Below are 20,869 nucleotides of genomic sequence, written 5' to 3' on the forward strand. Positions count from 1 at the left end.
GCCCAAGGCCGTAGTGCTCCTTGGCGCCGGACAAAGTTCATAACACGCTCTAGATAGACCAGGAATCGATAACCGATCAAAGTGCGACCAGAAGCCCGTCGGGTGATGGCCCGCGTCACGTAGCGCGGATCCAGCCGATCGAAGGGATCAAACAGTGCGGCGCACAAACAAAAACGCCCGTCGCGGGTAGCGACGGGCGTCATGTATTGGAGCGGGATAAGAGACTCGAACTCTCGACCTATACCTTGGCAAGGTATCGCTCTACCAACTGAGCTAATCCCGCATCTGAATCTGGCTCCTCGACCTGGGCTCGAACCAGGGACCTACGGATTAACAGTCCGGGTGAAGGCCTGCTTTGCGCTTGGATGACGGGGCGGGAACCGTTGCCGGAGGCCGATTCAGGTCAGGGCGTTGTCCCGATGGCACGTCACCAGATCGTGACCAGTAGCCCGCGATGGCTCAGTCTAGCGCGGTCTCCCGACCGCACCTAGATCATTTGCCTGAAGTGCGGTTCATGATCGTCGTAGCCGCCTTGTTGACGCGCTCCATGCGGTTGGTGGCGCGGGTTTCAAATGCCTTGGCAGATCGAAGCGCGCGCCCATGCTTTTCCTCTTCTAGATCGGATTGCTCAAAAATTCTCACCTGGCCGACCCAACTAGCTCTGGTCGCCACAAAACTAGAACGACTTATCCGGACACGCTCTGCCGTAGACCTTGATCATTTCGGCGCGTATGGCCACCCAGTCGAAAGCCATGGAGTCTCCTTCCGCTCAGTCAGCCTCGGGCTCTGCGTCCGGCACTGCCACGATGTCGGGTTGGTCGATGAGCTGGTCGTAGTTGAAGGTCATGAGAGTGGACTCGCCGCGAACGAGCTCGGTCCCACTCATGTCGAAGTCTTTGTGGCCGGTCCTGCCGTATCGCAGTTGATGCTCGACATTCGCCCAGGTGTTCGGCCACAGGGCTGTGGTGAACTTTCCCACCTCGAGCTGTTTGCGATCTTCAATGTGCATGGGCAGCGCGATTTGGAAGACGTGATTGCTGAGCTGCAAGATGAACTGAATGTAGAGGCAATCGTCGGGGCTCCCCAGCTTGCGCCGTAGCAGCCAGCAGGCTACCCCGTCGTTGGGCACTGGGCCTGGCGCGAATTGGTAGAGGATGCTGAGCGGCCGGTAGGGATAGCTCTCAAACGTGTGGGTCGGCAGAAGAATCCACTTCTTCAAGTGAGCGCACCGATACTCCACGTCGGGAGGCATCACCGCAATTGCCATTTTCACCAAGCATTTGAAGACGCCCATTGGCACGTAGGCTGGCCGGTCGAGCGTGAGTTTGACGGTCTTGGTCGCTTCGTCGAGCTCGTGGCGGACATCGTTGGCTCCCATGAGGATCTTGAGGTCATGGCGCACGGCGCCCGAGCCCGTCTCGGCCGGCGTGGAGGCGACAGTAGCGTCGATACGGAACTTCTTATCGTTGGACTTGATGGAGGGGACGCCTTCCTTACCCTTGATGCGGCCCAAGCTCCGCCAAGGCAGCGTCCACTTGCCGAAGTCGTCTTCGATCCGCTTGGCGAAGTCCCCATTGCAGGTGTCGCACTCCTCGTAATCGAAGAGCCAGTCGTTGCCCACTTGGTCCGGAATGGCATGGGCGAGCTTCTTGAACTTGACCTCCGGCGCGGCCCGCCCGCAGTAGCGGCAAACCTGCTTGGCCTTGTCGCCGAGGTAGACGCGCTCGCTGTCCGGCCGGAAGGCGAACATGTTGGCGATTTTGTACCGAGTATCGAACCATTCAAGGCGCTCGACCATGGCTTTTTTGATGTCTGCACGGAGCTGCACGGCGTTTATTTCGGCAGACTGCGTCATGGCTTCCTCCTTGATCTGGCGTGCGACTGTTCAGCGCGAGCTGCCACTATACTCACAGCGACACCCATGTGCAGCTCATGGTGTCAAACCATCTACCTATACACCCCCATGCCAGGTTTGACACCGACTTGACCGACGGCCATGCGCAAGGCCCGATCGGTTCCCGGCTCCAGCAGCGTGATCTGGTGCGCTCGCCCGGGCAAACGGCTGACGTTGACCAGGCGCAGTTCCTCCAGCCGGACCAGACCATCGTAGAGGGCGTCGCGGCTGACGCCGTCGAGCATCCGGCGCGTCATATGCACGAGAGGCAGGCCACGGCGCGAGCACAGGGTGTAGAGCAGCAGCGCGATGTGAAGCGACTTGCCCGGCAGGATGGCGGCGGCCTGGAGCCAGTCGAGCCGCACAGGCGTCAGGGTGGGAGAGTGCATGGGGGTTGTGGCGCAAGGCGATAGGGAGATATCGGACTGTTGCCGGACCTGCCAGGGACCGGGCATTCGGGGCCGCGTGATGGCCACAGCTCGGAGCGACCGGGTGACGCTGGTCCGGGCGGATGGCGGGGCTGGAGCGGAACCGATCAGGACAGCGAAGCAGGCCACTAAGGCCGCATTGACCGGTTTCTGGTCGGGGGAAGGGCGCGATACCACACGGCGATGTCCCACCCTGGCCGGCAGCGGACCTGGGATGGACCAGGAGGAGACAAAAGACCAGATCGTGACCAGCAACCACCCGCACGATGGCCCCCGCGTCACGCTGCGCGAATAGGGCCAATAGGACGACGTGAAGGTGCGGGACGGACAAACAAAAACGCCCGTCGCTTTGGGCGACGGGCGTCATGTATTGGAGCGGGATAAGAGACTCGAACTCTCGACCTATACCTTGGCAAGGTATCGCTCTACCAACTGAGCTAATCCCGCATCTGAATCTGGCTCCTCGACCTGGGCTCGAACCAGGGACCTACGGATTAACAGTCCGGCGCTCTACCGACTGAGCTATCGAGGAATCTACCCGTGATGAGGGTGTCATCACAGGCATCAGTATCAAATTGTTGGCTCCTCGACCTGGGCTCGAACCAGGGACCTACGGATTAACAGTCCGGCGCTCTACCGACTGAGCTATCGAGGAACAGCCTTGAATTATAGCCAGGTTTTTGCGGTTGTTGCAGCGCGGCTCAAATTTTCTGCAGTGCCTCCCAGCGCTGCAGCAGCGCGGCGGCGCTGGCCTCGGGTTGTTCGGCGCCGGTGATGGCGCGCACGACCGCGACCGAGCCGACGCCGCTGGCGGCGATCTCAGGCAGCTGTTCGGCGCTGATGCCACCGATCGCGACCAGGCTGCGCGTGCGCATCAGCCGCGCGTAGGCCTGCAGCCGGCCCGTGCCCTGCGGCGGCGTGACCATGGCTTTCAGCGTGGTCGGGAACACCGCGCCCAGCGCCAGGTAGCTCGGGTTGACCGCGTCGGCGCGCAGCATTTCAGCGTAGCCGTGCGTGCTGAGTCCCAGCCGCAGGCCGGCGTCGCGGATCTCGCCCAGTTCGGCCGCCGACAGTTGGTCGAGGTCTTCCTGGCCCAGGTGCACGCCGTAGGCGCCAGCCGCGATGGCTTCGCGCCAGTGGTCGTTGATGAACAGCAGGCTGGCCGTTCCCTGCACGGCGGCGACCGCGGTGCGGATCTCGGCGCGCACGGCGGCGCCATCTTGCGACTTGAAGCGCAGCTGCACCGTCGGCAGGCCGGCGCGTGCTATGCGGCCGACCCATTCGGCGCTGGGCAGCACCGCGTAGAGGCCGAGCTCGTGCGGGCAGGGGGCAAAGGCCGGACCCGCCACTCCCTGGCCTGGTTGTTCGGCGATGCCGAAATCCAGCGGGTCGCAGGGCCAGCACTCAGTGGCGAAGCGGCCGGTGCGTTCGCTCTGGCGTTGCCAGGCGCTTGCCACTACCTCGGCATCGGTCGGGATGAAGCCGAGCCGGCGCGCGGCGGCGTAGCAGACCGCGTAGGGGCTGGCGTCGGCAGGAACAGCCTGCCGATCGGCGTTGCTGTCCAGGCCGAGCGCGGCGTGGTGCCGCAAGATCTGCTGCATCAGTTCGAGGGGGGTACTCATGGCGGACTCAGGGCTGGTGCCAGAAGGGGGTGCCGAGCACCGGGGTGCTGGGCTGGGCGGCGTCCTGCGCGGTCATCGCACCGGCCAGGAAGGCGCTGCGGCCGGCCTGCACCGCGTCGGCAAAGGCGCCGGCCATGGTGACGGGTTCCTGCGCTAGCGCGACCGCGGTGTTGAGCAGCACGGCGTCATAGCCCCATTCCATCACCTGGCAGGCGTGCGAGGGCAGGCCCAGGCCGGCATCGACGATCAGCGGTACGTCGAGGCGCTCGCGCAGCGTGCGCAGCGCATAGGGGTTGATCGGGCCGCGGCCGGTGCCGATCGGCGCCGCCCAGGGCATGACGGCCTGGCAGCCGATGTCGACCAGGCGCTGGCACAGCACCAGGTCGTCGGTGCTGTAGGGCAGCACCTTGAAGCCGGACTTGATCAGGCGCTCGGCGGCCTCGACCAGGTTCAGCGTGTCGGGCTGCAGCGTGTAGTCGTCGCCGATCAGCTCGAGCTTGATCCAGTCGGTCTCGAACACCTCGCGCGCCATTTCGGCGGTGGTGATGGCTTCCTGCAGGCTGTGGCAGCCGGCGGTGTTGGGCAGCACCGGCACGCCCATCTTCTTGAGCAGCGGCCAGAAGCCCTGGCTGGCGTCGAGGCCGCTGGCACCCTGGCGCCGCAGCGAGGCGGTCAGCATGCAGGGCTGGCTGCGCGCCACGGCGGCTTCAAGCACGGCAGGCGAGGGGTAGCGCGAGGTGCCCAGCAGCAGTCGGCTGATGAAGGTCTCGCCGTAGAGGACCAGCGGGTCTTGGATGGAGGCGGCTGTGGTCATGGTCTTGATCGGGGTTTGGGGTAGGCCGGGGCTGTGGCCGCAGGGGGTACTCAGCCGCCAGTCACGGGGGCGATGATTTCGATCTTGTCGCCTTCGGCCAGCGCCGTCTGGGCGTACTGGCCGCGCGGCACGAAGCGCAGGTTGAGCGCGGCGGCGAACGGGCCGCTGGCGGCAATGGCTTGCACCGCGTCGGCCAGGGTGGCGTGGTCGGGCAGCTGGTGGACCTGGTTGTTGATGAGGACTTGCATGTTGGGGCTCAGGCCGGGGTGGCGGCCAGGGTGGTGAAGCGCAGCTGCAGCTGTTCGGCCAGTTCGGTGCTGCCTTGCTGCATCCATTCGAGCACGGCGTCGAGCATGGCCGGCGAGATCATGAAGCCATGCCGGTACAGGCCGTTGACCTGCAGCACGCGCGGCGCGACCTCATGCACCGCCGGCAGATTGTCGGGCAGGGTTGGGCGGCAATGTGCGCAGAGCTCCAGGATACGCCCCTCGCCAAAGCCGGGGTGGACCGCGTAGGCGGCGCTGAGCAGCTCGAGCGTCGAGCGCACGCTGGCCGGGCTCATGTCGTCGCTCTCGATCTCGGTGGCGCCGATCACGAACACATGGTTTTCCTTCGGCGCGATGTAGATCGGATAGCGCGGGTGCAGCAGCCGGGTCGGGCGCTGCAGCGTGACATCGGGCGCGTGCAGGCGCACGACTTCGCCGCGCACGCCGCGCAGGGCTTGCGGTGCCTGCCAGTCGGCGCGCGCGCCCAGGCCGCGGCAGTCGAGCACCCAGCCGCCCTGGTCGGACTGGATGTCCTGCGCCTGTTCCAGCGTCAGCGCGGTATTCCATTCGATGCTGATGCCGCGCGCGGCCAGTGAATCGACCAGTGCGGCCAGCAGCTGACGGTTGTCGAGCTGGCCTTCCTCGGGCAAGTACAGGCCTTGGTGGAAGCGCTGCGCCAGCGTGGGTTCGAGCTCGGCCAAGCCGCGGCCGTCCAGCGTCCGCGGCTTGGGCAGCTCGGGCAGGGCGCGGCCGGTCTGGGCCAGCAGGCCCGAGAAGCGCTGCGCCTCTGGCGCGTCCTGGCGGTGCCAGACGATCAGCGTGCCGTTGCGCTGGAAGTAGACCGGGCGCGTGAGGCCTTTGATCAGCTGCGGCCAGCGCGTCAGCGCGTACTGGCCCATCGCGACCACGCTCGGCTCGGTGATGGCGGATTCGGCCAGCGGCGCCAGCATGGCGGCGGCGACCCAGGCCGCGGCACCGCTGCCGTCGGGCTGGCCGGCATCGACGAGGCGGACCGGGTGGCCGGCCTGCGCCAGCGACAGCGCGAGCAGACGGCCCATCAGGCCGGCGCCGAGCACCAGCACGGGCAGTTGCGATTGGACGGATTCAGGCATGGCGACACTCCTTCTGGACCAGAGAACAGGCAGCGCCCGGGCGCTGCGGGATAATTTTGCGATGAGCCAAGATTCCACTCTTCATTACGCACGCGTCCTGACCATTGCCGGCAGCGATTCCGGTGGCGGCGCCGGCATCCAGGCCGATCTCAAGACCTTCGCCGCGCTGGGCTGCTACGGCATGAGCGCGATCACGGCGCTGACGGCGCAGAACACGGTCGGCGTGCGCGCGATCCACGGCGTGCCGGCCGCCTTCCTGAAGGAGCAGATCGCCGCCGTGATCGAGGACATCGGCGTCGATGCGGTCAAGATCGGCATGCTGCACGCGCCCGAGATCGTCGAGGTGGTGGCCTGGGCCATCGATCACTACCAGCTGCAGCAGGTGGTGCTGGACCCGGTGATGGTCGCGACCAGTGGCGACGCGCTGATCCGGCACGAGACCATTGCCTCGCTGGTGTCCGAGCTGTTCCCGCGCGCCACGCTGGTCACGCCCAACCTGGACGAGGCCGCGCTGCTGCTGGGCCGTCCGGTGCGCGAGGTGGCCGACCTCGACGCCGCCTGCGCTGATCTGCTCGGCCTGGGTGCCAAAGGCGTTCTGCTCAAGGGCGGCCATCTGGGCGGAGAACAACTCACCGACCTGCTGGCGCGGGCCGACCAGCCCGCCGACCAATGGCTGCGCCTGAGCGGTCCGCGCATCGCCACCCGCAACTCGCATGGCACCGGCTGCACCCTGTCCTCGGCGATTGCTGCCCACTTGGCGCTGGGCCTGGAGCTGGCCGAGGCCGTCCAGGCGGCGCATGCCTATATCCGTGGCGCGATCGCCGCTGGCGCCCAGGTGCGCACCGGCCAGGGCCATGGACCGCTGAACCACGGCTATGCCCCGCTGCCGATGCGGCTGCTGCGCGCACAGGACTGAGTCGCGCTGTCGCTTCATGACATCACCAGGCCGCCGTCGACGATCAGGGTCTGGCCGGTCATGAAGCGGCTCCAGTCCGAGGCCAGGAACAGCACCGGGCCGGTCACGTCCTCCGGCGTGGCGATGCGGCCCAGCGGGGTGCGCGCGATGATCTGCTCCTTGACCGCCTCGCGAGTGGCGCGGCTGGACTCGGTCGGGCTGACCAGTCCGGGTGCCACGCAGTTGACCCGGATGCCCAGGCTGCCGAGCTCGCTGGCGAGCTGGCGGCTGAAGCCCATCAGCGCCGCCTTGGCCGTGGCGTAGTCGTGGTAGGGCAGGCTGGGCTGCTGCACCAGGTCGGTCACGAGGTTGACGATGCTGCCCTGCAGCCGCTGGCGCATGGCCGGCAGCACGGCCTGGCACAGCTGATAGCTGGCCTGGACCGCGCCGTCGAACTGGCTCTGGTAGGCGTCCCAGGGGGTTTCCCAGAAGCGGGCGCGGGTTTCCGGGTCGAAGCGATACGGCGCGAAGGCGTTGTTGACCAGCACATCGATGCGTCCGGTCAGCGCCAGCACCTCGTCGACCATGGCGCGCACGGCGGCGGGGTCGCGCACATCGGCGGCAATCGCCCAGGCCGGCACACCGTGCGACTCGCAGCGCGCCACCACTTCGCGCGCGGCATCGGCACGCTCGCGGTAGTTGACCACCACCATCGCGCCTTCGCGCGCGAAGGCCTCGGCGATCGCGGCGCCGATGCCCCGGCTGGCGCCGGTCACCAGCACCACCTGCTGCTCGAACGCCCGCTTCATGGCTTGATCGGCAGCAGGTCGGCTCCGACGATGCTGGACACCGCGATCTCGCGCGACAGCACGCCCAGCTCGCGGTAGACCTGCAGCCCGCGCTGCAGCATGGCGCTGTCGAGGCTGCCCAGGCCCTTCTTTTGCGTCAGCGCCGAGATGCTCGACGCATTGCGCAGCTTGATCACTTCCAGGTTGATAGCCTCGTTCTGGCCGTCAATGGCGACGCGGGTCGCCAGGCGGGCGGCTTCCTCGGGGGTGCGCATCATCCATTGCGCGCTGTCGCGAAAACCCGTCAGGAAGCGGCGCAGCAGCGCCTTTTGCTGCTGGTAGGTGTCCTCGCGCACCACCAGCAGGTCGCTGCTGAGGTTGAGCTGCTGGCGCACTTCCATCACGTTGACCTCGCCCAGGCCGCGCTGGCGTCCCACCAGCAGGCCGGTGTCGGTGGCGGCGGTGGCATCGACCTGGCCCTGCATCAGCGGTGCGAAGTTCAGCAGCCCGGTGGGCACCAGCGTGATGTCGGCTTCGCTCAGTCCTGCCGAATGCAGCAGCACCTGCAGGTTCTGCCGCGTGCCACTCGACAGGCTGTAGACGCCGACGCGCTTGCCCTTGAGGTCAGCCGGCTTGGTGATGCCGCGCGACTTGAGCGACACCACGTTGAAGACGTTCTGCGGATAGACGTCGTAGATCGCGCGCAGCTTTTCGCCCTTGTCGAGCGCGGCAAACAGCGAGCCCGGATCGGTGAAGGCGACATCGGCCTGGCCGCTCAACAGGTTGCGCAGCGCGTCGCCGCCGCCGGCGCCCGGCAGATAGCTGAATTCGATGCCCTGGGCGCGGAAGAAGCCCTTGTCGGCTTCGACCAGCAGATTCGTGATCTCCGAGATCGGCTTGCTCCAGCCGGCCAGCACCACCTTGTCGAGCGGCTGGCCCTGGGCCTGCGCCAGGTTGACCAGGTCGCCCAGCGGGCCGAAGCCGCTGACCAGTCCGCCCACGGCCAGATAACGTGCCAGACCTTGGGCCAGATCGCGTCGTGAAAGCTTGTGCATCAGAGTATTCCTTGGGTTGAAAAACCAGTGTGTGTCAGTCAATGCCAGCGTCGCTCCAGCGCACCGAGCAGGGCGTAGGAAGTGATTCCCAGCCCCGCGATCAGTGCCAGCGCGGCGAACATCAGCGCGGTGTCCATCGAGCCCTGGGCGCCGATGATGACCGCCCCCAGGCCATGGCTGGCGCTGATGAATTCGCTGACCACGGCGCCGACCCAGGCCAACACCAGCGCCACGCGCAGGCCGGCAGCCAGGGTGTGGCGGCCGGCTGGCAGCTGCAGCCGCCACAGGGTCTGCCAGCGGCTCGCGCCCAGCGCCCGGAACAGTTCGAGCTGGCGCGCATCGGTCTGATCCAGCGCGCTCAGCGTGTTCTCGAGCAGCGGGAAGAAGCAGATCAGCGCCGTCATCACCACCGTCGGCAGCAGGCCGAAGCCGAACCAGACGATGAACAGCGGCGCCAGCGCCAGCTTCGGCGTCACCTGGCTCAGCACCAGATAGGGAGTGAGCCAGCGGCGCAGGCGCCGGCTTTGTCCGAGCAAGAGGCCGCAGCCAAAGCCCAGCGCGGCGCCCGCGGCCAGCCCGAGGCCGACCGACAGCAGGGTCTGGGCCAGATGCGGCCACCAGTAGCCAGTCGCAAAACCCTGCCCGAGCGCGCGCGCGATCTGCGACGGCGCCGGCAGCACCAGCGCCGACAGCTGCCACCAGCCAGTCGAGAGCTCCCAGGCCAGCAGCAGGCCCAGGCCAAGCGCGGCCGATATGCCAGCATCAAGCAGGCGCTTCATCGCGTGCGCTCCAGTTGCCGGCGCAGGTGGGCGCATTGGGCATGGAAGCTGTCCGCGTCGCGCCAATCGGCGCTGCGCGGGCGTTCGGCGCCAACCTGCAACTGGGCCTGCAGTCGGCCGCGGTCCAGCAGGCTGACCTGGTCGCCCAGGAAGGCCGCTTCGCTCAGGTCATGGGTTACGAACAATACCGTGCTGCCCTGTTCGGCGCAGACCGCCAGCAGGTCCTGCTGCAGTTCCTCGCGCGTCAGCGCGTCGAGCGCGGCAAACGGCTCGTCCATGCACAACAGCGCGGGCTGCTGCATCCAGGCTCTGGCCACCGCGACCCGGCTTTGCTGGCCGCCCGACAGCTGCGAAGGCCGGCGCTGCGCCTGCTCCGCCAGCCCCAGTCGCTGCAGCCAGTGCTGGGCCAGTTCGCGGTCTGCTTGGGTCACGCGCTGCTTTAGCGAAATCGGCAGCAGCACGTTGTCGAGCACGCTGAGCCAGTCGAGCAGGGTCGGGCGCTGGAACACGAAGGCGACTTCGCGCAGCGGGCCGCGCACCGGTTCGCCGCGCCACAGCACCCGGCCGCTGCTCGGCAGCAGCAGGCCGGCGGCGAGCTTGAGCAGGCTGGTCTTGCCGCAGCCGCTGCGGCCCAGCAGGCAGTGGAATTGCCCGGCCGCCAGCTGCAGGTCGATGCCGTGCAGCACCGGCTGCCCGTCCGCATAGGCAAAGCCGATCTGCTCAAGGCGCAACAGGGGCGTCGCTTCAGATTTCATAGTCAGTCAGGCGTTCGGCCAGCGCTTCGGCCGAGGCTTCCAGATCGACCAGCGTCACCAGGTCGAGCAGGCTCGGGCGGCCGTCGTTGTGCCAGCCCGGCGCCGGCTGCGCCATCTGGCCGATGGCGCTCAGGCGGGTGACCCCCACCGCGGCCAGCTGGCCGGCCAGCGCCTGCAGCTGCTCCGGCGCCAGCGCCAGGCCCGCGCTTTGCAGATAGCGCCGCTGCGGCGCCAGACAGGCCGGCAACTGGTCCAGGCTGTCGAGCGCCACCACCTGCACGCAGCGGTGCAGCGGGCCGGGCGCGATCGGCGTCGGCCGGTCGCGGTAGACCACGTTCCAGCTGTGTTCCGGGTGGCCCAGCAGTTGCACGCTGGCGTCGTCGAATGCCGCCCATTCCAGGCTGCTGCGCCATTGCGCGATCTGCGCCGCTTCCGCCAGTCCGGGCTGCGGGCGTGGGAATTTGGCTTGCAGCTGCTGCAGCCCGGCCGCCAGCCGTTGGGCGAATTCCTGCGGCGTGACCTGGCCGCCGCGCTCGACGTAGAACACCTGCGGCGAGTAGCAGCCCTGCTGCTCGTGCCGGACCAGGTCATCGGCGGCCAGCCGGGCGATGGCTGGCGCACGGCCCGCGCTGAGCGCGCAGCGGCCGACGACACCAAAGCTCAGCTTGTGGCCGTGCGGCAGGAAGCGCACGCCGGGCGGCATCTGCGCCTGCAGGTCGCGCAAGGCCGCATCGCCGCCATAGGCCAGCACGGTATCAGCCTGTTGCCAGACGGCGCGCGGGGTCTGGCTGTCCTGCCGGTCCCACCACAGCACCGCGACGGCGGCGCCCAGGCGCGGCTCCAGCCGGGCCAGCGTCTGGGCGAACACCGTGGCAAACACCGGCTCGCCGGCCGAGACCTTGCCGATGTTACCGGCCTTGGCCAGCAGGCCGCAGACCAGGCTCCACAGTGGCAGGCCCGGCACGTTGCCGGCCCAGACATGGGCCAGCAGATCGGGCCCTTCGGCATGGGTCCAGCCACCGGTCACGCGCGGCTCGAAGCCGTCGAGCAGCGCCGGATTGCCGAGGTCCTCGACCAGGAAACGCTGCAGCTGCAGCGCGCGGAAAGTCCGCAGCGTGGGGCCCAGGTTGACCCGGATCATCTCGGGCGAGAAGCCGGTGCTCAGCGGCAGCCAGCGCAGCAGCAACTGATGTTCAGGCGATGCCGGGTCGAGCAGCTGCTGGATCACGCGGTCGATCGCCTGCACGATGTCGCGCACCGGCAGCGCGCGCAGGCCCTGGCGTCCCTGCCCGCGCACCTGATCGCACAGCGCCTGCAGCTGATCGGGCGTCAGCGCCGGCACCTCGAAGGCATGGCCAGCGGGCAGCTGCGGCGCCGGCAGCTCGCGCCAGACCAGGTGATCGGCATCGAGCCCTGGCAGATGGCCGACCCGGAAGACTCCCAGCGTCATGCGCGCGCGGCCTGGACGAAGGACTCGACCGCCAGCGAGCAGCCCTTGGCCTCGGCGCCTTCGGCACGTCCCAGCAACTGGAAGCCGTCAGGTCCGACGATGCCGACATCCTCGGTCAGGATGCTGAGCACTGAGTTCCAGTTGGCCAGATCGGTGTGCACCAGGATGCCGCGCTCGCCGTCGGGCACCGACTGGCCGGTGAGCGGGTCGATGGCACGGGTGCGCATCCAGTGCGGGCCGCGCTTGACCGAGGGCAGCACGGCATTGCCGCGGTCGTAGCACTGGGTGCTGAGCTCGGTCATGCCGTACATGTTGAGGCAACGCTCGCGCGACACGCCGAACACCTCGGACAGCTGGGCGTAGAAGGGCTCCATCGGGATCTCGCGCGAGCGACCCTTGAAGCCGCCGGTGTCGAGCAGCCAGCTGCCCGCCGGCAGCCGGAAGTCCTCGTTCAGGCCTGCCAGTGCATCCATCAGGTGCACGAAGCTGTAGCTGGCGCCCAGCAGCGCGACCGGCTGCTGGTCCCGGCGGGCGCCGCGCAGGAATTCCAGCAGGCCGGCCTCATCCATGCCTTCGAGATTCCAGTAATGGCCGCTGCCGGGTCGACCGAAGTCCTGCCGGCAGAGTTCGAGGTAATGCGCCAGCGAGGAGTTCGGCAGCGCGGTCTCGTCCGGGAACAGGATGGCCATGCGGATCGGGGTCGGCCCGGCACAGTCGGCAAAGTGGCGGCGCATCGAGGCGTCATAGACCCGCAGGTCGGGGTGGTAATGGCGCCCCTTGTGCTCGTCGCCGCCGGTGGTGCCGCTGGTCATGAAGACGCGCTCGCAGGCCTGGATCGGGGTGCAGCTCAGCGTGAGCTGCTTGAAGCCGTTGACCGGCACCGCCGGGATGTCCTGCCAGCGGCGCACCGTGGCCGGGGTGCGGCCGCGCGACTGGCAGAAGCGCGCATAGGCCGGGTTGTGGCGCACCTGGTGCGCGAACAGGCGCAGGGCCATGACATTGAAGGCCGCGTCGTCCGTGTCGGGCAAGGCGATGAAGTCCAGCAGGTCCTGGATCAGGTGGGTCGTTGCCATGGCAGCTTTCGAGAGCGGGGCTGCCAGGCCCGGCGCGGCGTCATGAAGGCGACCGCAGATCCGGGACCAGCTTCCCTGCGCGAGGATTACCTCAATCAGGTTCAAAGGGACTTTCTCAGCCGGCGCCCCGATGGATGCCAACACCCCCAGCTTCAGGTCCTGAGCAAGCAGGACGCTGAATATTCTACGTCCGGGCCGATGACCCTGCCACGCCCAGCAGCTCGTGCAGGCGCGGGCTGGTGGTGGTGTACTGCAGCAGCTGGCGCTGCTCGGGGCGCAGATAGGCCGCCAGCGCGAAGGCCGCCAGGGTCGCCTCGTGGAAGCCGCACAGCAGCAGCTTGCGCTTTCCAGGATAGTGGCAGATATCCCCGACCGCGTGGATGCCAGCCAGGGCGGTGGCCTGGGTCGCCGGATCGACTGTGAGCAGTTTGCGCTCCATGGCCAGCCCCCAGTCTGCTATCGGACCCAGCTTGGGGCTCAGGCCCAGGCGCGGCAGCAGCGCATCGACGGCCAGCGTTTCGCTGCTGTCGTCGCCGGTGGCGATCTGCAGCGCCACTAGCCGGCTGCCCTCTGCCGCCGTCTCGATGCCGACCGGCTGGCCGACCTTGAGTGTGATCACGCCACGGGCCACGGCCTGCTGCAGCGCCTGTTCCAGCGCGGCTTCGGCCTTGAACCTGCTATTGCGGTGCAGCAACGTGACGCTGGCGCAATGCCCGCTGTCGGCCAGCTGCAGCGCGGTTTCGAGCGCAGCGTCCTCGCCACCCATCACGATCACACGCTGACCTTGCAGCCTGATCGCATCGGTCTGGTAGTAGTGGATCTGGCTGCTCTCGAAGGCCGATAGTCCGTCGATGGCGACCCGGCGCGGCACGAAGGCGCCGACGCCGGCGGCGATGATGACCGCGCGCGCCAGGAACACCTGGCCAGAGCTGGTCTGCAGCTGCCAGCCGCCGTCAGCCGTGGGCGCCAGGCTCATGACCTGCTGGCCCAGGTGCAGCGGGACCTTGAACGGTGCGATCTGCTGCTGCAGCCGCTCGGCCAGCTCGCGCCCCGAGCAGACCGGTATGCCCGGCAGGTCGTAGATCGGCTTCTCGCCGTAGAGCTCGACGCACTGGCCGCCGACGTGCGGCAGGGCATCGACGATCTGGCAGGCGATTTCCTGCAGCCCGAGCTGGAAGGCCTGGAACAGCCCGACCGGACCCGCGCCGATGATCAAGGCGTCGGTCATCAGCGGCATCGGGTGTCCGGATCAGCGCTGGAGCAGGTCCAGCTTGCCGGTCTTGTCCTTGAACTGCTCGTGGTCGGGCAGCGGCGCCTTGCGCTTGGTGATGCTCTTCCAGTTCGGCAGCAGGGCCAGCTCGGCGTTGATCTTGGTCATGTGCTGCTGGTCCTTCGGCACGTCTTCTTCGGCGTAGATGGCGCCGACCGGGCACTCGGGGATGCAGACCGCGCAGTCGATGCACTCGTCCGGATCGATGGTCAGGAAGTTCGGGCCTTCGCGGAAGCAGTCGACGGGACATACGTCCACACAGTCGGTGTATTTGCAGGCGATGCAGGCTTCGGTAACAACGTGAGTCATTTGGGGTGGGCTGCCGCGGCAGCGCTGGGAGGTGAATCTATGGAGAAAGCCGGCGCAGCCCCTAGACAGGGCAGGCCGGCGCTGCTCAGACCCGCGATTTTAGGGCCTCGCGGGCCTCATCGCTTGATCAAGGACAAGAAGCCGGTCAGTTGACCAGCACCGCGCCCGAGGTCTTGTGGCTGGCGGTGTCGACCAGGATCAGTGCGCCGAGCACGCGCGAGTCGGCAAACGACTGCGCCGGCAGCGCTTCCTGCAGCAGCAGCTCGACATGGCCGATTGCGTTGGGGTCGAGCCGATCCGCGGCTTCCTCGGCCAGGGTGTTGATCTCGAGCTTGTGCACCACGCGCTTGACCTTGGCCTTGACCCAGCGGTGGCCGTGCAGCGCCCAGTACACGCGACCGGCGACCAGGGGCTCGTCGTCCATCCAGGCGACGGTGGCCGACAGTTCCTTCTGGCCCGGGTAGGGACTGATCGCAGCCGGGGTGTCGAAGTCGTCGTCGGCCACGGCGGTGGCCACCGGGGCCGCCAGGATCCAGTCGCCGCGCGAGACATCCACCTCGCGGTCGAGCGTGACGCCGGCGCTGCGACCGGCTGCCACGGCACCGGGGCGGCGGGCATGGTCGAGCACCTGGGCCACCACGGCCTTCTGGCCGCTCGGGAACACCTGCACCTCGGTGCCCGGTGCGAAGCTGCCGGCGGCGACGCGGCCCCAGAACACGCGGCGGCCCTGGCTGGTCACATGGCTGTCGTGCTGCTTCTCGACCCACTGCACCGGCAGCGCGACCGGCGCCTGCACATCGGTCGGGGTGTTGGGCAGTTTTTCGAGGATCTGCAGCAGGGTCGGACCTTCGTAGCCGCACCAGCCGGGGTTGGTGAAGTCGACCACGTTCCAGCCCTTGAGCGCCGACACCGGCACGATGGCGGTCACGGGAATGCCGGCTTCGGCCGCGAAGGCCTGCAGTGCGCCGCTGATGTTCTGGAACGCCAGTGCGGCATCATCGACCGCGTCGAGCTTGTTGACCGCGAACACGATGCTGGGCACGCGCAGCAGCTTGCACAGCAGCGAGTGGCGGCGTGTCTGCGGCAGCAGCTTGAGGCCGGCATCGGCCCAGTCGAGCTTGATCGAATCGACCAGCACCACGGCGGCGTCGGCGCTCGACGCGGCGGTGACCATGTTGCGGGTGTACTGCTCGTGGCCCGGCGCGTCGCCGATGATGAACTTGCGGTCCTCGGTGCTGAAGTAGCGGTAGGCCACGTCGATCGTGATGCCCTGTTCGCGCTCGGCCGACAGGCCGTCGGTCAGCAGTGCCAGGTCGGTCTCGCCGCCGCGTTGCACGCCGGCCAGGTGATCCTGCAGCACGGCCTTGCTGTCGACCAGCAGGCGACCGATCAGCGTGCTCTTGCCGTCGTCGACCGAGCCGCAGGTGATGAATTTGAGTGCGTCCATGTGTCTAGTCTCGTTGCGGGTCTGACGGGGGCTTAGAAATAGCCTTCGCGCTTGCGCTTTTCCATCGACGCATCGCTGGTCTTGTCGTCCATCCGGGTCGCGCCGCGCTCGCTCAGGTCGGCGGCCAGGGTCTCGATCACGATCTCGCCCGGGGTGGCGGCGGTGCTCGCGACCGGGCAGGTGCAGGTGATGTCGCCCACGGTGCGGAAGCGCACGTCGCGCAGCACGACCTGCTCGCCTTCCTTCGGGAGCGTCAGCGGCGTGACGGGCACCAGCAGGCCCTTGCGCTCGACGATCTCGCGCTGGTGCGTGTAGTAGAGGCTGGGCAGGCCGATCTGCTCGCGCTCGATGTACTGCCAGACGTCCATCTCGGTCCAGTTGCTGATCGGGAACACGCGGAAATGCTCGCCGGGCTGCAGCCGGGTGTTGAACAGCGTCCACAGCTCAGGCCGCTGCGCCTTGGGCTGCCACTGGCCGAAGCTGTCGCGGTGGCTGAAGATGCGCTCCTTGGCGCGCGCCTTTTCCTCGTCGCGGCGCGCGCCGCCCATCAGCGCGTCGAAGCGGAATTCCTCAATCGCTTCCAGCAGCGTGACCGACTGGTGCGCGTTGCGGCTTTCCTCGGGGTGGGAGAGGCGCACGGTGCCGCGCGCCATCGAGTCCTCCACGCTGCGCACGATCAGCTCGGCGCCGAGTTCCTGGGCGCGGAAGTCGCGGAAATCGGTCACTTCCTTGAAGTTGTGGCCGGTGTCGATCATCAGCAGCGGGTACGGGATGCGGCCGATGCCGAACGCCTTCTCGGCGCACTTGAGCATCACGAGCGAGTCCTTGCCGCCCGAGAACAGCATGGCGGGACGCTCGAAGGTGGCGGCAACCTCGCGCAGGATGAAGATGGTTTCTTCTTCCAGCGCGTCGAGGTGCGAATTGTTGAGTTGGTGGCTCATGTTGGTTTCTTAGTCAGCCGAGGACAGAGCTGAAGGTCTGTCCCCGAGTTCATTTATAAGTTGAGCAGTTGGGGTTCGGTGCGGGACGCTGTGTAGTCAGTTGGGGACAGAGCTAAAGATCTGTCCCCAAAGTCATTAGCTTGCCCTTACGTGCAAGCCGCATTCCTTGGCGGACTCGTCTTCCCACCACCAGCGGCCGGCGCGGAATTCCTCGCCCAGGCTGATCGCGCGGGTGCAGGGCACGCAGCCGATGCTCGGGAAGAACTGGTCGTGCAGCGGGTTGTAGTCGACCTGGTTCTGCGCGATGTAATGCCAGACATCGCCCCAGCTCCAGTCGGCCAGCGGGTTGAACTTGGTCAGGCCCTTGCTCGCGACTTCGGATTCATCGATCAGCGGCACCTCGGCGCGGGCGTTCGACTGCTCGCGGCGCAGGCCGGTGATCCAGGCCTTCTGGCCCGCGAGCGCGCGCGCCAGCGGCTCCATCTTGCGGATGCCGCAGCATTCCTTGCGCAGCGCGATGCTGTCGTAGATCGAGTTCTGGCCCTTGTGGCGCACGAACTCGATCACGGCCTCGTGCTGAGGGCGGTAGATCTGGATCGGTGCGCGCGAATGCGCCTCGGTGCGCTCGAGCAGCTCCAGCGTCTCGGCATGCAGTCGGCCGGTTTCGAGCACGAACACCGGGATGTCGAGCGCCAGCGCGTTGATCAGATGCGTGATCACCACATCCTCGGCGCCCAGGCTCGAGGCCTGCTTGATCGGCTGGAACTCGGCTGCGGCGCGACGCAGCAGCGCCTGCGTGGTCGCGAGCTTGTCGGCATAGTCGGCCGAGGGCTTGGCGTGCAGCTCGGTGGCCGACAGGCGCTGCGGCTTGAAGGCGGAGCTTGCGCCCAGGCTGGTGGTGTCGCTCATGTCGTCTTCCTTCAGGCCGTCTTGGCGAAGCGCGGTTGCAGATCGGTCGCATCGCCCTGGTAGAAGCCGCTGTAATGCTGCAGCAGCTTTTTCCCCACGGCCGGGTCCTGGTCGGCGCGCAGCACGGCCTCGGAAAAGCCGCAGCGCTGCATCTGCACCAGCTGGTCGACCAGCACGTCGCCGGTGGCGCGGATCACGCCGGCAAAGCCGAGCCGGCGGCGCAGCTCGAAGGCCTGGCTGAAGGCTCGGCCGTCAGCGAATTTCGGGAAGACCAAGTCGATGCGTTGCACCCCGGCCAGGTCCAGTGTCTGCACATCGACGTCATTGGCCACGCTCAGCACAGCGTCGGCTGCGGCTTCGGTGGCGAGGTCTTGGGCGTTCAGCAGTTTCATGTTCTCGTTCTCGTCGGTTCGGCGGTCGATCAGGCCTCGGTGCGCGCGGTGGCCACGCGCACGGCATTGGCGGCGGCCTTGTAGGGCTCGGCGCCGACGCGCTGGTAGGTGGCCAGGAAGGTCTCGCCGGCCTGGCGCTGTGCGACATGGGTCTCGAGCAGGGCTTCGATCACGTCGGGCACTTCGTTGTGGGCAAACGACGGGCCGATCACCTTGCCGGGGGTCGGCTTGCCGCTCAGCTCCGAGCCGTCCGAGCCGCCCAGCGTGACCTGGTACCACTCCTTGCCGTCCTTGTCGACGCCCAGGATGCCGATATGGCCGCTGTGGTGGTGGCCGCAGCTGTTGATGCAGCCGCTGATGTGCAGGTCGATCTCGCCCAGGTCTTCCAGTTCGTCGAGGTCCTGGTAGCGCTCGGTGATGGCATCGGCCAGCGGCAGCGAGCGCGCATTGGCCAGGTCGCAGAAGTCACCGCCCGGGCAGGCGATCATGTCGGTCAGCAGGCGCACGTTGGCCTTGGCCAGGCCCAGGCGCTTGGCTTCGCGCCAGACCGCGGGCAGCTGGTCGGCACGGACCCAGGGCAGCACCAGGTTCTGGTCATGGGTCACGCGCAGTTCGCCGGCGCTGAAGGCGTCGGCCAGCTCGGCCACCGCGTCGAGCTGCTCGGCGGTCGCGTCGCCCGGCGACTGGCCGACGCGCTTGAACGACAGCGTGACCGCGCGCAAGGCCGGGTTGCGCTGCGGCTGCACGTTGCGCGCCAGCCAGCGCTGGAATTCGGCTTCTTCCTCGGTCGAAACCGGCTCGGCTGCGGGAGCGGAGAAGTCAAGCTTGGGCTCGACGAAGCAGGCGTGCACGCGCGCCAGTTCGGCTTCGGTGATGGTGTGCGGGCCGCCGTCCTGCTCCAGGATGCGGCGGAACTCGGTCTCGACCTCGTCGAAATAGCGCTGGCCCTCGGCCTTGACCAGGATCTTGATGCGCGCCTTGTACAGGTTGTCGCGCCGGCCCCACAGGTTGTAGACCCGGATCACGGCTTCCAGGTAGTTGAGCAGCTGGTTCCAGGGCAGGAAGTCGCGGATGGTGCTGGCGATCACCGGGGTGCGGCCCATGCCGCCGCCGACCAGCACCTCGAAGCCGAGTTCGCCGGCCTCGTTCCTCTTGAGCTTGAGGCCGACGTCATGCCAGGCGGTCGCGGCGCGGTCCTCGGTCGCGCCGACGATGGCGCACTTGAACTTGCGCGGCAGGAAGCCGAACTCGGGGTGCAGCGTGCTCCACTGGCGCAGGATCTCGCCGAACGGGCGCGGGTCGGCGATCTCGTCGACCGCCACGCCGGCCAGCGCGTCGCTGGTGGTGTTGCGGATGCAGTTGCCGCTGGTCTGGATGCCGTGCAGGCCGACCGTGGCCAGCAGGTCCATCACGTCGGCGGCCTGGGTCAGCGGAATCCAGTTGAACTGGACGTTCTGGCGCGTCGTGAAATGGGCGTAGCCGGTCAGCAGTCGGCTGCCGATCGCCTTGCCGTCGCGCAGCTGGATGTCGCCGAGCTTGTTCTGCGCCGCGACCGCGCCCTGGAACACCTCGTGGCTGGGCTGGTCGTATTCGCGCGCGATCCGGCCCAGCACGCGCAGCTGCCTGGTGCTGAGCTCGCCATAGGGCACGGCGACGCGCAGCATCGGTGCGTGACGCTGGATGTACCAGCCGTTTTGCAGCCGCAGCGGCTTGAATTCATCGCCACCCAGGGTGCCGGCGTGGAAGCGATCGAGCTGGTCGCGGAACTGCTCGGCGCGCTGGCGCACGAACTGGCGGTCAAATTCGGTGTACTGGTACATACGGGTTCAGGTTCAATAAACGGTTCAGACGGCGATCAGCTTGGTGCCGGCATAGGCCAGCAGCAGCGCCAGCAGCGAGCGCACCACGCGCTCCGGGGTCTTGTGGATCAGTTGCGCGCCAATCCAGATGCCGGGCAGCGAGCCCGCCAGCAGCTTGAGCAGCAGCTCCCAGTCGACCGAGCCCAGCGAGGCGTGCCCCAGCCCGGCGACCAGCGTCAGCGGCACGGCATAGGCGATGTCGGCCGCAATGATACGCGGCAGCGGCAGCAGCGGAAACAGCACCAGCAGCACCGTCACGCCGATGGCGCCGGCACCGACCGAGGTGATGGTGACCAGGGTGCCGATCAGGGCGCCAAACAGCACCGGCAAGCTCCAGTGGCGTGCGCGCATCGCGGCATCGGTTTCGCCGACAGGCGTCACGCTGCCCTGCTGGTCCATCACGCGCAGCGGCGGCTTGCGCATGCGCATGGCCTTGAACAGGGTGGCCGCGGCGGTCAGCAGCAGCGCGCAGCCCAGGGTGGTGGTCATGAGCTTTTGCACCTCTGCGCCGGCGGGCCCGACCGAATGCAGCACATAGAGCGTGACCAGTGACGCCGGAATGCTGCCCGAGCAGAGCTGGCCCACCACCCTCCAGGGCACCAGGCGCTTTTTCATCAGGCTGACGGTGCCGCCGGCCTTGGTGAAGGCCGCGAACAGCAGGTCGGTGCCGACCGCCATGTAGGGCTTGATGCCAAAGAAGAAAATCAGGATCGGGGTCATCAGCGAGCCGCCGCCGACGCCGGTCAAGCCGACGATCAGACCCACTGCAAAACCCGCGATGACAAAACCAATATCGTGCATGGGTCGCCAC

The 20,869-nt window shown here is 67.5% G+C and carries 22 protein-coding genes, 4 tRNA genes and 1 riboswitch; of the genes, 1 reads left to right on the top strand and 25 read right to left on the bottom strand.

Translation table 11 applies throughout. The features are described 5' to 3' along the window. From C6P61_RS18055 to thiO, 11 genes are all read right to left on the bottom strand, one after another. A partial coding sequence (locus C6P61_RS18055) for a hypothetical protein (protein WP_211296954.1) occupies nucleotides 1–203 on the bottom strand: 203 nt, incomplete at its 3' end. A 4-nt stretch (nucleotides 204–207) separates the two neighbouring features. After that, nucleotides 208–283, bottom strand: a tRNA-Gly gene (locus C6P61_RS09080). A gap of 486 nt (nucleotides 284–769) precedes the next feature. After that, a complete protein-coding gene (locus tag C6P61_RS09085; RefSeq protein WP_105729616.1) occupies nucleotides 770–1,855 on the bottom strand; it encodes an HNH endonuclease in 1,086 nt (361 codons plus the stop codon). Between the two features lie 92 nt (nucleotides 1,856–1,947). Next, nucleotides 1,948–2,283, bottom strand: coding sequence for a hypothetical protein (locus tag C6P61_RS09090; RefSeq protein ID WP_146115013.1), 336 nt, complete (start codon nucleotides 2,281–2,283; stop codon nucleotides 1,948–1,950). A gap of 410 nt (nucleotides 2,284–2,693) precedes the next feature. Continuing rightward, a tRNA-Gly gene (locus tag C6P61_RS09095) sits at nucleotides 2,694–2,769 on the bottom strand. A 9-nt stretch (nucleotides 2,770–2,778) separates the two neighbouring features. After that, a tRNA-Asn gene (locus C6P61_RS09100) sits at nucleotides 2,779–2,854 on the bottom strand. Nucleotides 2,855–2,901: 47 nt separating this feature from the next. Then, nucleotides 2,902–2,977: transfer RNA gene (locus C6P61_RS09105), tRNA-Asn, on the bottom strand. A gap of 46 nt (nucleotides 2,978–3,023) precedes the next feature. Next, nucleotides 3,024–3,944, bottom strand: coding sequence for a thiamine phosphate synthase (locus tag C6P61_RS09110; RefSeq protein ID WP_105729618.1), 921 nt, complete (start codon nucleotides 3,942–3,944; stop codon nucleotides 3,024–3,026). 7 nt (nucleotides 3,945–3,951) lie between these two features. After that, nucleotides 3,952–4,758 (bottom strand): thiazole synthase, encoded by an 807-nt coding sequence (locus C6P61_RS09115; protein WP_105729619.1) that lies wholly within the window; start codon nucleotides 4,756–4,758, stop codon nucleotides 3,952–3,954. A 50-nt stretch (nucleotides 4,759–4,808) separates the two neighbouring features. Then, a complete protein-coding gene (gene thiS / locus C6P61_RS09120) occupies nucleotides 4,809–5,006 on the bottom strand; it encodes a sulfur carrier protein ThiS (protein ID WP_105729620.1) in 198 nt (65 codons plus the stop codon). An 8-nt stretch (nucleotides 5,007–5,014) separates the two neighbouring features. Next, nucleotides 5,015–6,136, bottom strand: coding sequence for a glycine oxidase ThiO (gene thiO, locus C6P61_RS09125; RefSeq protein ID WP_105729621.1), 1,122 nt, complete (start codon nucleotides 6,134–6,136; stop codon nucleotides 5,015–5,017). 61 nt (nucleotides 6,137–6,197) lie between these two features. Between thiO and thiD the strand changes: the two genes are divergently transcribed. Next, nucleotides 6,198–7,052 (top strand): bifunctional hydroxymethylpyrimidine kinase/phosphomethylpyrimidine kinase, encoded by an 855-nt coding sequence (thiD, locus tag C6P61_RS09130; RefSeq protein WP_105729622.1) that lies wholly within the window; start codon nucleotides 6,198–6,200, stop codon nucleotides 7,050–7,052. 14 nt (nucleotides 7,053–7,066) lie between these two features. Here thiD and C6P61_RS09135 read toward each other — a convergent pair whose 3' ends face one another. The 14 genes from C6P61_RS09135 to C6P61_RS09200 all read right to left on the bottom strand — a co-directional run bounded on the left by C6P61_RS09135 (nucleotide 7,067) and on the right by C6P61_RS09200 (nucleotide 20,859). Further along, nucleotides 7,067–7,840: an SDR family oxidoreductase gene (locus C6P61_RS09135; RefSeq protein ID WP_105729623.1), complete on the bottom strand. Its 774-nt coding sequence runs from the start codon at nucleotides 7,838–7,840 to the stop codon at nucleotides 7,067–7,069. Continuing rightward, on the bottom strand, nucleotides 7,837–8,874 hold the full coding sequence (locus tag C6P61_RS09140; RefSeq protein ID WP_105729624.1) for an ABC transporter substrate-binding protein: 1,038 nt from the start codon (nucleotides 8,872–8,874) through the stop codon (nucleotides 7,837–7,839). Before C6P61_RS09140 ends, C6P61_RS09135 begins: the two co-directional genes overlap by 4 nt. 38 nt (nucleotides 8,875–8,912) lie before the next feature. Beyond that, on the bottom strand, nucleotides 8,913–9,653 hold the full coding sequence (locus C6P61_RS09145; RefSeq protein ID WP_105729625.1) for an ABC transporter permease: 741 nt from the start codon (nucleotides 9,651–9,653) through the stop codon (nucleotides 8,913–8,915). Continuing rightward, nucleotides 9,650–10,408, bottom strand: a complete 759-nt coding sequence (locus C6P61_RS09150) for an ABC transporter ATP-binding protein (protein ID WP_105729626.1) — start codon at nucleotides 10,406–10,408, stop codon at nucleotides 9,650–9,652. The genes C6P61_RS09145 and C6P61_RS09150 overlap by 4 nt, the downstream gene beginning before the upstream one ends. After that, on the bottom strand, nucleotides 10,398–11,858 hold the full coding sequence (locus C6P61_RS09155; RefSeq protein ID WP_105729627.1) for an acyl-CoA reductase: 1,461 nt from the start codon (nucleotides 11,856–11,858) through the stop codon (nucleotides 10,398–10,400). Before C6P61_RS09155 ends, C6P61_RS09150 begins: the two co-directional genes overlap by 11 nt. After that, a complete protein-coding gene (locus tag C6P61_RS09160) occupies nucleotides 11,855–12,931 on the bottom strand; it encodes a LuxE/PaaK family acyltransferase (RefSeq protein ID WP_105729628.1) in 1,077 nt (358 codons plus the stop codon). Before C6P61_RS09160 ends, C6P61_RS09155 begins: the two co-directional genes overlap by 4 nt. A 55-nt stretch (nucleotides 12,932–12,986) precedes the next feature. Then, a riboswitch (TPP riboswitch) is annotated at nucleotides 12,987–13,089 on the bottom strand. A gap of 26 nt (nucleotides 13,090–13,115) precedes the next feature. Next, nucleotides 13,116–14,168, bottom strand: coding sequence for an NAD(P)/FAD-dependent oxidoreductase (locus tag C6P61_RS09165; RefSeq protein ID WP_105729629.1), 1,053 nt, complete (start codon nucleotides 14,166–14,168; stop codon nucleotides 13,116–13,118). A gap of 12 nt (nucleotides 14,169–14,180) precedes the next feature. Further along, a complete protein-coding gene (fdxA, locus tag C6P61_RS09170) occupies nucleotides 14,181–14,510 on the bottom strand; it encodes a ferredoxin FdxA (RefSeq protein WP_105729630.1) in 330 nt (109 codons plus the stop codon). Nucleotides 14,511–14,655: 145 nt separating this feature from the next. Further along, nucleotides 14,656–15,957 (bottom strand): sulfate adenylyltransferase subunit 1, encoded by a 1,302-nt coding sequence (locus tag C6P61_RS09175; protein ID WP_105729631.1) that lies wholly within the window; start codon nucleotides 15,955–15,957, stop codon nucleotides 14,656–14,658. A 32-nt stretch (nucleotides 15,958–15,989) separates the two neighbouring features. Next, nucleotides 15,990–16,898 carry a sulfate adenylyltransferase subunit CysD gene (gene cysD, locus C6P61_RS09180; RefSeq protein WP_105729632.1) on the bottom strand — a complete coding sequence of 303 codons (909 nt, stop codon included), beginning with the start codon at nucleotides 16,896–16,898 and terminating at the stop codon, nucleotides 15,990–15,992. A gap of 135 nt (nucleotides 16,899–17,033) precedes the next feature. Continuing rightward, nucleotides 17,034–17,807: a phosphoadenylyl-sulfate reductase gene (locus C6P61_RS09185; protein ID WP_105729633.1), complete on the bottom strand. Its 774-nt coding sequence runs from the start codon at nucleotides 17,805–17,807 to the stop codon at nucleotides 17,034–17,036. A gap of 11 nt (nucleotides 17,808–17,818) precedes the next feature. Beyond that, entirely contained in the window at nucleotides 17,819–18,199 is a 381-nt protein-coding gene (locus C6P61_RS09190) for a DUF934 domain-containing protein (protein ID WP_105729634.1), read from the bottom strand. Between the two features lie 29 nt (nucleotides 18,200–18,228). Further along, nucleotides 18,229–20,019 (bottom strand): nitrite/sulfite reductase, encoded by a 1,791-nt coding sequence (locus tag C6P61_RS09195; RefSeq protein WP_105729635.1) that lies wholly within the window; start codon nucleotides 20,017–20,019, stop codon nucleotides 18,229–18,231. Between the two features lie 24 nt (nucleotides 20,020–20,043). Then, complete coding sequence (locus C6P61_RS09200) at nucleotides 20,044–20,859, bottom strand: sulfite exporter TauE/SafE family protein (protein ID WP_105729636.1); 816 nt, start codon at nucleotides 20,857–20,859, stop codon at nucleotides 20,044–20,046. Nucleotides 20,860–20,869: the final 10 nt, after the last annotated feature.

This window comes from Malikia spinosa (assembly GCF_002980625.1).
GTDB classification, from domain to species: Bacteria; Pseudomonadota; Gammaproteobacteria; order Burkholderiales; family Burkholderiaceae_C; genus Malikia; species Malikia spinosa.

Coding starts and splice junctions, on each gene's coding strand:
- C6P61_RS09085 (WP_105729616.1), bottom strand. CDS start 1,855: ATGACGCAGTCTGCCGAAATAAACGCCGTGCAGCTCCGTGCAGACATC.
- C6P61_RS09090 (WP_146115013.1), bottom strand. CDS start 2,283: ATGCACTCTCCCACCCTGACGCCTGTGCGGCTCGACTGGCTCCAGGCC.
- C6P61_RS09110 (WP_105729618.1), bottom strand. CDS start 3,944: ATGAGTACCCCCCTCGAACTGATGCAGCAGATCTTGCGGCACCACGCC.
- C6P61_RS09115 (WP_105729619.1), bottom strand. CDS start 4,758: ATGACCACAGCCGCCTCCATCCAAGACCCGCTGGTCCTCTACGGCGAG.
- thiS (WP_105729620.1), bottom strand. CDS start 5,006: ATGCAAGTCCTCATCAACAACCAGGTCCACCAGCTGCCCGACCACGCC.
- thiO (WP_105729621.1), bottom strand. CDS start 6,136: ATGCCTGAATCCGTCCAATCGCAACTGCCCGTGCTGGTGCTCGGCGCC.
- thiD (WP_105729622.1), top strand. CDS start 6,198: ATGAGCCAAGATTCCACTCTTCATTACGCACGCGTCCTGACCATTGCC.
- C6P61_RS09135 (WP_105729623.1), bottom strand. CDS start 7,840: ATGAAGCGGGCGTTCGAGCAGCAGGTGGTGCTGGTGACCGGCGCCAGC.
- C6P61_RS09140 (WP_105729624.1), bottom strand. CDS start 8,874: ATGCACAAGCTTTCACGACGCGATCTGGCCCAAGGTCTGGCACGTTAT.
- C6P61_RS09145 (WP_105729625.1), bottom strand. CDS start 9,653: ATGAAGCGCCTGCTTGATGCTGGCATATCGGCCGCGCTTGGCCTGGGC.
- C6P61_RS09150 (WP_105729626.1), bottom strand. CDS start 10,408: ATGAAATCTGAAGCGACGCCCCTGTTGCGCCTTGAGCAGATCGGCTTT.
- C6P61_RS09155 (WP_105729627.1), bottom strand. CDS start 11,858: ATGACGCTGGGAGTCTTCCGGGTCGGCCATCTGCCAGGGCTCGATGCC.
- C6P61_RS09160 (WP_105729628.1), bottom strand. CDS start 12,931: ATGGCAACGACCCACCTGATCCAGGACCTGCTGGACTTCATCGCCTTG.
- C6P61_RS09165 (WP_105729629.1), bottom strand. CDS start 14,168: ATGCCGCTGATGACCGACGCCTTGATCATCGGCGCGGGTCCGGTCGGG.
- fdxA (WP_105729630.1), bottom strand. CDS start 14,510: ATGACTCACGTTGTTACCGAAGCCTGCATCGCCTGCAAATACACCGAC.
- C6P61_RS09175 (WP_105729631.1), bottom strand. CDS start 15,957: ATGGACGCACTCAAATTCATCACCTGCGGCTCGGTCGACGACGGCAAG.
- cysD (WP_105729632.1), bottom strand. CDS start 16,898: ATGAGCCACCAACTCAACAATTCGCACCTCGACGCGCTGGAAGAAGAA.
- C6P61_RS09185 (WP_105729633.1), bottom strand. CDS start 17,807: ATGAGCGACACCACCAGCCTGGGCGCAAGCTCCGCCTTCAAGCCGCAG.
- C6P61_RS09190 (WP_105729634.1), bottom strand. CDS start 18,199: ATGAAACTGCTGAACGCCCAAGACCTCGCCACCGAAGCCGCAGCCGAC.
- C6P61_RS09195 (WP_105729635.1), bottom strand. CDS start 20,019: ATGTACCAGTACACCGAATTTGACCGCCAGTTCGTGCGCCAGCGCGCC.
- C6P61_RS09200 (WP_105729636.1), bottom strand. CDS start 20,859: ATGCACGATATTGGTTTTGTCATCGCGGGTTTTGCAGTGGGTCTGATC.